The sequence below is a fragment of the Streptomyces sp. NPDC001380 genome (assembly GCF_042895785.1).
In the GTDB taxonomy this organism is placed as follows: domain Bacteria; phylum Actinomycetota; class Actinomycetes; order Streptomycetales; family Streptomycetaceae; genus Peterkaempfera.
Genome location: NZ_JBIAWP010000029.1, coordinates 46,400 through 54,985, shown reverse-complemented (window position 1 = coordinate 54,985; position 8,586 = coordinate 46,400). Strand labels below are relative to the sequence as shown.

Sequence of the window (8,586 nt, the reverse complement as noted above, 5' to 3'; positions counted from 1 at the left end):
CAACCGGATGGTGGGCTCCGCCGGGGCGGCCGGCCCCCGCCCGCCCTTCGGGCGCGCCGGCGGGGGGTACGACACGCTGGTGTGGGGGTGGGGGGGGGGGGGGGGGGGTGGGCCCCCCCCCCGCCCCTCCCCGATGCTCCGGCGCCGCCGAGCACCCGGGGCACGAACTCGGCGTGCGGGCCGGAGTCGTCCGGGGCCGCCTCGGCGGCCGCCGCCGTCTCCTCGCGTTCGTCGGCGGCGACGGCCGCGGCGAAGCCGGCCGGGTTGCCGGCGTCCCGGGGGTCGCCGAGAAGTGGGCTTGCTGCGGTTCGACGGACATCCGGGATCAGGGGTTGAGTCCCCGGACGGATGTCCGCCGTGGAGAGCACGGAGAAGAGGAAGCCTCGCCCCTGGCGCTCGTTCACGCCGGAGTCCAAGGCCGGGATCGTCGAGCTGTGCGGCGCGGTGACCGCTCGGCCGGGCAGGTCGCCCGGGACTTCGACCTGGCCGGGACCGCGGTCCGCGACCGGGTCCGCCAGGCCCGGGTCGACGCCGGCGAGCGCGAGGGCCTGACCAGCGCCGAACGTGAGGAACCGGCCGCGCTGCGGCGCGAGAACCGGCCGGGCGCTGTACCGGAGGGCCGTGGGACGACGCTGACGTCCGCGGGCAGCAGGCGGCGGGCGGCGGGCGGCGGGCGGCGGGCAGGTTGAAGGATCCGCCGCTCGTGGGCTGCCAGCACCAGGTCGCGCAGCGTCCGACCACCCGCGCACCGGTCCCTCTGCCCTACCGGAGCCCGCGGATCCGGCCGGGCGCCCCCTGACCACCGGCACCTCGCAGGACAGCCTGCGCCGAGGCCAGGCGTTCCGTCTCGTCACGGTCGCCGTCGGCGCCGCCCGCGACGTCGTCCGCCCAGCCGAGCAGTCGGCGCAGGTGGGGGTCGGCCGCGTCCGTCGTGACGCGGGGCTCGCCCACGACGACCTCACCGCTCGTCCCGTCGAGGGCGATGAGCGTGCCTTCGGGCAGGACGCGCCCGCCCGCCCGAGCACAGCCCGCGGCGGCGTCGACGGTGAGGCCCGCGGCGCCCACGACGGCGGGCTTGCCCATCGCCCGCGCCACCACGGCCGCGTGACTGGTCGGCCCGCCGCGTGCGGTGACGACCCCGGCCGCGGCGGCCAGGCCGTGCAGGTCGAGCGGCGAGGTGTCGGGACGCAGCAGGACGACCGGTCCGCCCGCCGCCAGCCGTGCCGCGCTGTCGGCGGTGGTGGCCACCCGGCCGACGGCGACGCCGGGGGAAGCCCCGAGCCCCCGGACGAAGACGTCCCGCGGATCGACCACCGTGATCCGCGGGGTCCGGACCTGGGACAGCTGCTGGGGCGAGACGCGCAGCAGGGCCTCGTCGCGCCCGATCGTCCCGGCCTCGGCGAGGTCCACCGCGACCCGGACCGCGGCGCGCCCGACGAACCGCCCGGGGCGGGCCTGGAGGATCCACAACTCGCCTGCCTCGAAGGTGAACTCGACGTAGCACGCGTCGCGGTCATGCTCTTCCAGCCGGTCCAGCGCCGCCGACAACCCTGCCCAGACGGCGGGTTCCCGGTCGGCCAGCTCGCTCAGGGGGCGGGTGATCGAGGTGCCGGAGACGACGTCGTCGCCCTGCCGGCCGAACAGGACCTCTCCGAACGGAACCCGTTCGCCGGTGTTGGGATCGCGGCTGAAGGCGACACCCGTACCGCTGCGCCCGTCGCGGTTGCCGAACACCATCGCCTGGACGGTGACCGCCGTGCCGAGGTCGCCGGGGATGTCGTGCAGCGCGCGGAAGGTCCTGGCGCGCGGGGTGTCCCATGACGAGAACACCGCCTCGACGGCCAGCTCCAACTGCCGGGCCGCGTCCTCGGGTACGGACTCGCCGCTCCGGTCGCGGATCAGCTGCTCGACCTCGCGGATCGCCGTCTCCAAGCCGCTCAGGTCGTCGTCCTGGCCGCCGATAGCCCACTCCGCACCTGCCAGGACCTGCTCCGCGTGCGCCAGGCTCCGCCGGCCCACACCCACGACCTCCGAGGCGAAGCTGGTCAGGAAGCGAAGCCGCGAGTCCAGCGCGAAGCGCGGGTCGCCCGTCTCCTCGGCCAGCGCGACGGTCGCCTCGGAGGTGAGTCCGAGGTTGAGGACGGTGCTCATCATGCCGGGCATCGACACGGGGCCGCCGGAGCGGACCGACACGGCCAGCGGCCGTTCGGGTCCACCGAGTGTGCGGTGCGCTGCAGCCTCCAAGGCCCTTACAGAGTGAGCCAGTTCGGTGCCGAGGCCGTCGGGCAGCCTCCCGGTGAGGAGGTAGGCGCGGCATGCCTCCGTACCGATGACGAACCCCGGTGGCACGGGCAGCCCCAGACGCCGGAGCACGATGAGCCCGTGCGCCTTGCCGCCGAGGACGTCCACGGTCTCCTCGACCTCTGCCGAGAGCGGGTGGATCCAGGTCATCGCGTCGTCATCTCTGCGTCGCCTCTGCTGATTCGGCCGTGGGGAGAGGGATGCCACGGGCAGGGGTGTGCCCCGGGGGGAGGTGTGCCACGGGGCGGCGGACCGCGGGTCAGTGGCGCGGGATGCCGAGGGTGGTCAGCAGGTCCTCGTGGAGCTGGAACCACACGGTGTGGTACGAGGCGGTGCTGTCCGTCACGTACTCCAGCGCGCCGGACCGGGCGCGGGCGAGCGCGTCGGCGAGGCGTACGGGGTAGCGCTGGAACCGGGGCAGTGCCGCGGACAGCTCCGCGCACAGCGGCTCCGCACGCCGGTGGAAGTCCGCGAACCGGTCGAGGACCCGGGCGTCGTACGAGGAGTCGCTGTGGTCGTTCATCGTCATGCTGCCGTCGACGGTGCGGGTCTGCCAGGCCGTGCACAGGTCGAGCAGTTCGGGGTTGAGGACGAGGAACCGGTCGAAGGCCGCGGACAGCGCGGGCCGCACACCGGCCGCCGCCACCTCGCCGGCGATCCGCTCGGCGTCGGCGGCGCGGCCGGCGTCCGTGAGACCCCAGCCGCCGAAGTCGCCCGCGGTGCGCGTGACGAGGCCGTCGACGGCGAGGTCGATCAGTTCCGACTCGACGTCGGACTCGGGCAGTCCTGTCGCCCCGGCCACGGCGGACAGGCCCGAGAAGCCGATGCAGCGAAGAGTGTGGAGCACCAGCAGATCGGTGCTGGTGGCGTCGGACGAAACGGGCTGGGTCATGGCGCGGCCCCATCGGGTTCGGTGTCGGAGACGTCTGCGGTGGTGCGGTCGAGAGCAGCCGTGGCCGCGGCGTACGCGGCGCCCGGTCCCTGGGCCCGGGTGACGATCATGCCGTGCCGGATGCGGACCGCGTACTCGGCGGTGTCGGCGGCGTCAGGAACGCCGACGGCCGACGCCAGCAGGCCGCGGTCGTCGAGGACGAGCCGCAGGCCGGGCCGGCCGTCGGGGCCGAACACGCGCCCCAGGCTGTGGGCGAAGTCGCCGATTCTCAGTCGGACGAGGCGTCCGATCTCGGCGGGGGCGGCGGTGGCGACGGCCACGGTGACCTGGTCACCGGCCCGTGCGGCGCGGACGGCCTCTTCCGCGGCCTCGAGGCGGCGGGTGCCGAGGACCGTGATCACACCGTCCTCGGCGAATCCGACCGGACGCCGGTCGAGCAGGTCCCGCAACTCCCGCGGCGGGTCCCACGGGTCGTGGCAGGCCTGCGCGGGCGGGACGTAGGGCCAATGCGGCGGGTTCCAGGTGTCGGCGAGGGGAAGCCCGGCCAGGTGCGCGCAGGCCTGCGCGATGTCGAAGGGGTCACCGATTCCGAGTGCCGGATCCGCCGAGGCGCCCGGGCCGTCCAGCAACCGCAGGACGAGCTGAGCCCGCCGTACCTGCCGCGCGGGCGGTGCGACGGCGGACCCGCGCGAATCCAGCGACTCCAGCGCGAGTGCGAGCAGCAGCGCCTCCAGGCGCGCGACCTGGCCGAACGCGGCGCGCATCGGTTCGTCGTCGAGCACCTCGGCCAGGGCACGCAGCCGCACGCGGCCGACGGAGGGGGTGCGGTCGGCCGGCGGCAGTCGCTCGAGTCGGCTCCGGGCGAAGGCGTCGAGGGCCTCGGCGATGGAGGCACGGGCGGGGGACGTCGGCGGGCGGGAGGTCTCGGCGCGGGTGTCGTCCTTGGCGGTGGCGCCGCGCTCGACCATGTCGATCAGCACCGCCAGATAGAGGGCGCGTTTGCTCGGAAAGTTCGAGTAGACGGCGCCACGCGTCAGTTCGGCCCGCTCGGCGATCCGGTCCACCTTCGCCAGGGCGTATCCGTGCGCGGTGAACTCGGCCTTCGCCGCTGTCAGCACGGCGGCGCGGGTGCGCTCCTGCTGCTGGGCCCGGGTCAACCGGCCCATCTGCGACCCCTTCCGTCCGTTGCTGCACAGCCGTTCGGTGCGCAGCCGTCTCTGCGCCGGAGCACAAGCCTGGGCGCTCACAGCAGAAGATACAGTGAACATCCCGATGGTGAGAACATCCGAAATCCCGGACTTCGCGGTGACGCCGTCCGGACGGCCGTGGCGGAGTCGTGGACGGTGTGGACTCGGTTCCACGACCTCTGCCGGGCGGTGAGGTCCTGGCCGGTGCGGCGACGGGTGGGCGGGGTTCGGTGTGCGGCACTGTCCCGGGCGGGGGTTTCCCAGGCCGGGGTCTCCCGGGCCGGGGAGCGGCCGGGCGGGTTCGAGGGCTCAGGCGCGCACGGCGACCGGAATGCGGCGCGTGCTCTCGAAAGGGCGGCGGCCGTGGGCCGTCGGAAGGCGTTGTCACGTTGTTGAGGAGGTGATTGTCCGACGGTGCGTCGGGGCGTGACGGGCCCTGGGTCCGGGCGGGTCCTCAGGCCGTGCTGAGCAGGTCGGCAGCGCGGGGACGGTGGGGACCGATGAGTCCGGGCAGCCGCGGCGGTCACCCCTCGGTGACGACCGCACGAGAGGTGAAGGGTGAGGCGATGGGCTGCGCAGAGGTCAACGGGGTGCCGCTGTACGTCGAGGAGCACGGCTCGGGGGAGCCGCTGGTGCTGCTGCACGGCGGCATCGGGTCCGGGGAGATGTTCGCCCCGCTGCTCCCGGCGCTGTCCGCACGGCGCCGGGTGGTCCTGGTCGACCTCCAGGCCCACGGCCGCACCGCCGACGTCGACCGCCCGCTGCGGCCGGAGCTGATGGCCGACGACGTCGCGGCCCTCGTCGCGCACCTCGGCCTGCCGCGGGCCGACGTCCTGGGCTACTCCCTGGGCGCGGCCGTCGCGCTGCGCACCGCGGTCCAGCACCCCGGGGCGGTGCGCCGCCTGGTCCTGGTCTCGGCCGCCCTCAGGCGGGGCGGCTGGCACGCGGAGGCCCTGGCGGGCATGGACGCGATGAGCGCGGAGGCCGCCGAGGCGCTGCGGCAGTCCCCCGCCTATGCCTCCTACGCCCGGCACGCGCCGCGGCCGGAGGACTGGCCGGTGCTCGTCGGCAAGATCGCCGAGCAACTCCACCGCGACTTCGACTGGACCGCCGAGGCCGCCCGCATCACCGCCCCGACCCTGCTGGTCTTCGGCGACGCCGACGCGGTGCGCCCGGACCACATGGTCGAGGCCTACGCCCTGCTGGGCGGCGGCCTGCGCGACCCGGGCTGGGACGGGTCGGACCGCTCCACGGCCCGGCTCGCCGTCCTTCCCGGGGCGACCCACTACGACATCCTCACCCACCCCCTCCTGGCCGGCACCGTGCTGCCCTTCCTGGAGGCCCCGGACGCACGGACCGCCTGACCCTCGTCCCGGCGCGGGCGTACCCCGGGGGGCGGCCCTGCCGGGGCGGCCGCTCCGGGGGCGGTGCGGCGCGGGCCGGGCTTCCCCGGACGGACGCGGCGGCCCTGTCGTGCGGCCCGTGACCGAGAGGAGAGCGGCCCTGCCGCCGACGGCGTACCCGTCCTCCCTGCGCCGCGTCCTCCTCCTGTTCCTGGGCTCACTGGCCTTCTGCGCCCTGGGCGCGGTGCTGCTGGTGCGCCACGACTCGGTCAAGGCGGTGCTCGGCGGGGCGGCCGCCGTGGGGTTCTTCGGGCTCTGCGCGGCGGTGTCGGGGTCCCGCCTGGTGCGGCGCAGGCCCGAACTGGTCCTGGACGAGGCCGGGCTGGACCACGTGCAGCTCGGGAGGATCGCCTGGGAGGAGGTGGACGGGGTCAGGATCCGCGAGGTGGAGGTCCGGTCCGCGAGCCGGCGGATGATCGGGCTGGTGCTGCACGACCCCGCCGGGTACCTGGCCCGCGCCCCGCGGATCGTGCGGGCGACCGCCTCCGCCAACCTGCGCCTCGGGTTCGGGCCCGCGAACATCTCCACGGTCTCGCTGCCGGCCGGCCCGGAGGAGGTCGTGCAGGCGATGGTGCGCCACCGTCCCCGGCTGACCGTCCACCGGTGACGGGAGGCCGAGGACGCGGCGCCGAGGACGCGTTGCCGGTGACGCCGCACCGGCGGCACGCGGTCGTCCCGCGCGCGGTGCGCGGACGGGGCGTCGTGGGACGGACCGCGGCGGGCGGCCCGACGGCGGGGAGCCGCACGGTGGACGGCGCGGTGTCCTCGCTGCGGAGCCGCAGGGCGCGGCCGCCCGGGAGGGGGCGAGATCGGGCAAAGGTGAGGTATCGGCGCGGCTGCGGAGGGCATACGCCCTGGTGCACCCAGACGTGGACGAGCAATGACCAGGACGGACGGCCGATGGACCTCCTTTCCGAGCACTCCCCCGCCGGACAGCACGTGTGTGCGGACCTCGACGGCCGCCCCGGCAGCGTCACCCTGGCCCGCCGTACCGCCGAGGCCTTCCTCGCCGCGCTCACCCGCGCCGTCCCGCCCGGGGGCGAGGACACGCGCGACAGTGTGCTGCTGGTCGTCTCCGAACTGGTCACCAACGCGACGCGGCACGCCCCGGGCCCCCTCACCCTGTGCCTGACCCACCTGCGCGACGGCGTCCACGCCGTCGTGTACGACACCAGCCCGCTCCTGCCCCGTCCGCGGACGCCCGACCTGGCGCGCGGCACCGGCGGCTTCGGCTGGCCCCTCGTCCAGCGTCTGGCCCGCGACCTGCGGACCGCCGTCCGCCCGGACGGCAAGGAGGTCCACGCCGTCCTCGCCTGGTAGGAGGCCGGTCCCCGGCCGCCTGCGGCGCGGGACTCCGTCCGGCGGGCCGGGTGCCGGGAGCGCCGGCCTGGCGGTGCCCGCGGCGCGGGCGCGGGTCAGAGCCGTCCCTGTGCGACATCGGCGGGCACCTCCGCGCGGCGGCCCGCCGTCCTGGGCTCCGCCGCGCGGTGGACAGCGACCATGGCCAGGTCGTCGCCGAGGTGCCCGCCGACGTGGCGCAGCAGGTCGCGGTGGACGACCGCCAGCAGCTCGCGGGGCGGCAGCGCGAGCGGGGCGAGGTCGCGGAGCCGGTCGATGAGGGGGTAGAAGGCGCCGGTGGCGTCGCGGGCCTCGATGAGCCCGTCGGTGTACAGCAGCAGGGTGGCACCGGGCGGGAAGGCCGCGGTGTCCACGTGCGGAGGGGTGCTGTCGAGGTCGCCCAGGCCGAGCGGGGGCGCGGGCACGGTGGGCTCCAGCGGGGAGACCCTGCCCTCGTGGACGAGCAGCGGCGGGGGGTGCCCGAGGTTGACGATGCGGACCAGTCCCGCGTCGTCCCGCGGGACGTCCAGCACCACGGCGGTGACGAAGCCCTCCTCCCCCAGGCCCGCGGGCCGCGATCCCGGCTCGCCGGCCTCCGCTGCGGCCGCTTCCTCCCGCAGGTCCTCGCGGTAGTCCTCCTCCAGCTCGGCCGCCAGCTCGCCGAGGGGGACGCGGTGGCGGGCGGCTCGCCGGAAGGCGCCCAGCACGCAGCCCGCCGTCTCGAGGGCGGCGAGGCCCTTGCCCTGCGCGTCGCCCAGCAGGATGCGCGTGGTGCCCTGGAGGTCCGCGGCCGCGTAGAGGTCGCCGCCGACGGCGGCCTCCTCGTCGGCCGCCCGGTAGAGGGAGGCCAGTGTCAGGGTGCCGATCCGTCGGGGCAGCGGCCGCAGCAGGACCCGCTGCGCGATCGCGGCGACGGAGCGTGAGCGCGCCAGTTCCCGCTCCCGCCGCAGGCGTACGGCGCTGGCGGCCACGGAGGCCAGGCTGATCAGCGCGATCGTGCCGAGCTGGACGGGGAAGTTGGCCGCGTCGAGCAGCTGGTTGGCCCCGGCGGACAGCACGACGCACGGGATCGTCACCAGGATGACGAGCAGCACGCCGGCCGGGGTGCAGAACACCGCCGCCAGGGCGGGCGCGGCCACCATCAGAGCCCCGAACCGGATGTCGGGCGGTGTGAGCTCGTCCACGGCCAGAAGGGCGACCGGCAGCGCCATGACGGCCGCCAGGACCGTACGCGGGTGGCGCCACAGGCCGGCGCGAGGGAGTTCACCGACACGGACAGGCACCGCAGTCACCTCCGGGAGGCCGTCGTCCCCCGACTTCCAACCTCGCCCCGAAGCCGGATCGCGGCGCAGGGCCCCTTCGGCCCCCGGGGCGGGGCCGAAGGGGCCCCGCGGAAGCCGCCGGTCACCCGATTGTCGCGCGTAGCGGCCGGAGGGCGCCCGCCGGGGAGCCGCGGCCGGGCCCG

At 75.9% G+C, this 8,586-nt stretch carries 8 protein-coding genes; 4 read left to right on the top strand and 4 right to left on the bottom strand.

The window, feature by feature from the left end; genetic code table 11:
• The first annotated feature begins 434 nt into the window (after positions 1–434).
• Positions 435–689: a hypothetical protein gene (locus ACFY07_RS26040; protein WP_390871985.1), complete on the top strand. Its 255-nt coding sequence runs from the start codon at positions 435–437 to the stop codon at positions 687–689.
• Positions 690–762: 73 nt separating this feature from the next.
• Here ACFY07_RS26040 and ACFY07_RS26035 read toward each other — a convergent pair whose 3' ends face one another.
• The 3 genes from ACFY07_RS26035 to ACFY07_RS26025 form a co-directional block, all read right to left on the bottom strand.
• Positions 763–2,451, bottom strand: a complete 1,689-nt coding sequence (locus tag ACFY07_RS26035; RefSeq protein WP_390871984.1) for a pyruvate, phosphate dikinase — start codon at positions 2,449–2,451, stop codon at positions 763–765.
• A gap of 109 nt (positions 2,452–2,560) precedes the next feature.
• Positions 2,561–3,193, bottom strand: coding sequence for a transcriptional regulator (locus ACFY07_RS26030; protein ID WP_390871983.1), 633 nt, complete (start codon positions 3,191–3,193; stop codon positions 2,561–2,563).
• Positions 3,190–4,359 (bottom strand): TetR/AcrR family transcriptional regulator, encoded by a 1,170-nt coding sequence (locus ACFY07_RS26025; protein ID WP_390871982.1) that lies wholly within the window; start codon positions 4,357–4,359, stop codon positions 3,190–3,192. The genes ACFY07_RS26030 and ACFY07_RS26025 overlap by 4 nt, the downstream gene beginning before the upstream one ends.
• 587 nt (positions 4,360–4,946) lie before the next feature.
• Between ACFY07_RS26025 and ACFY07_RS26020 the strand changes: the two genes are divergently transcribed.
• The 3 genes from ACFY07_RS26020 to ACFY07_RS26010 all read left to right on the top strand — a co-directional run bounded on the left by ACFY07_RS26020 (position 4,947) and on the right by ACFY07_RS26010 (position 7,103).
• The gene (locus ACFY07_RS26020; protein ID WP_390871981.1) at positions 4,947–5,744 is read left to right on the top strand and encodes an alpha/beta fold hydrolase; all 798 of its coding nucleotides are present in this window, start codon (positions 4,947–4,949) and stop codon (positions 5,742–5,744) included.
• A gap of 118 nt (positions 5,745–5,862) precedes the next feature.
• Complete coding sequence (locus tag ACFY07_RS26015) at positions 5,863–6,390, top strand: STM3941 family protein (RefSeq protein WP_390871980.1); 528 nt, start codon at positions 5,863–5,865, stop codon at positions 6,388–6,390.
• A 293-nt stretch (positions 6,391–6,683) separates the two neighbouring features.
• Positions 6,684–7,103: an ATP-binding protein gene (locus tag ACFY07_RS26010; protein WP_390871979.1), complete on the top strand. Its 420-nt coding sequence runs from the start codon at positions 6,684–6,686 to the stop codon at positions 7,101–7,103.
• Positions 7,104–7,198: 95 nt separating this feature from the next.
• Here ACFY07_RS26010 and ACFY07_RS26005 read toward each other — a convergent pair whose 3' ends face one another.
• Positions 7,199–8,404 (bottom strand): PP2C family protein-serine/threonine phosphatase, encoded by a 1,206-nt coding sequence (locus ACFY07_RS26005; protein ID WP_390871978.1) that lies wholly within the window; start codon positions 8,402–8,404, stop codon positions 7,199–7,201.
• Between the last annotated feature and the right edge of the window lie 182 nt (positions 8,405–8,586).

Excerpts from the sequence above, each read along its gene's own strand:
- ACFY07_RS26035 (WP_390871984.1), bottom strand. The coding sequence starts at position 2,451 with ATGACCTGGATCCACCCGCTCTCGGCAGAGGTCGAGGAGACCGTGGAC.
- ACFY07_RS26030 (WP_390871983.1), bottom strand. The coding sequence starts at position 3,193 with ATGACCCAGCCCGTTTCGTCCGACGCCACCAGCACCGATCTGCTGGTG.
- ACFY07_RS26025 (WP_390871982.1), bottom strand. The coding sequence starts at position 4,359 with ATGGGCCGGTTGACCCGGGCCCAGCAGCAGGAGCGCACCCGCGCCGCC.
- ACFY07_RS26020 (WP_390871981.1), top strand. The coding sequence starts at position 4,947 with ATGGGCTGCGCAGAGGTCAACGGGGTGCCGCTGTACGTCGAGGAGCAC.
- ACFY07_RS26010 (WP_390871979.1), top strand. The coding sequence starts at position 6,684 with ATGGACCTCCTTTCCGAGCACTCCCCCGCCGGACAGCACGTGTGTGCG.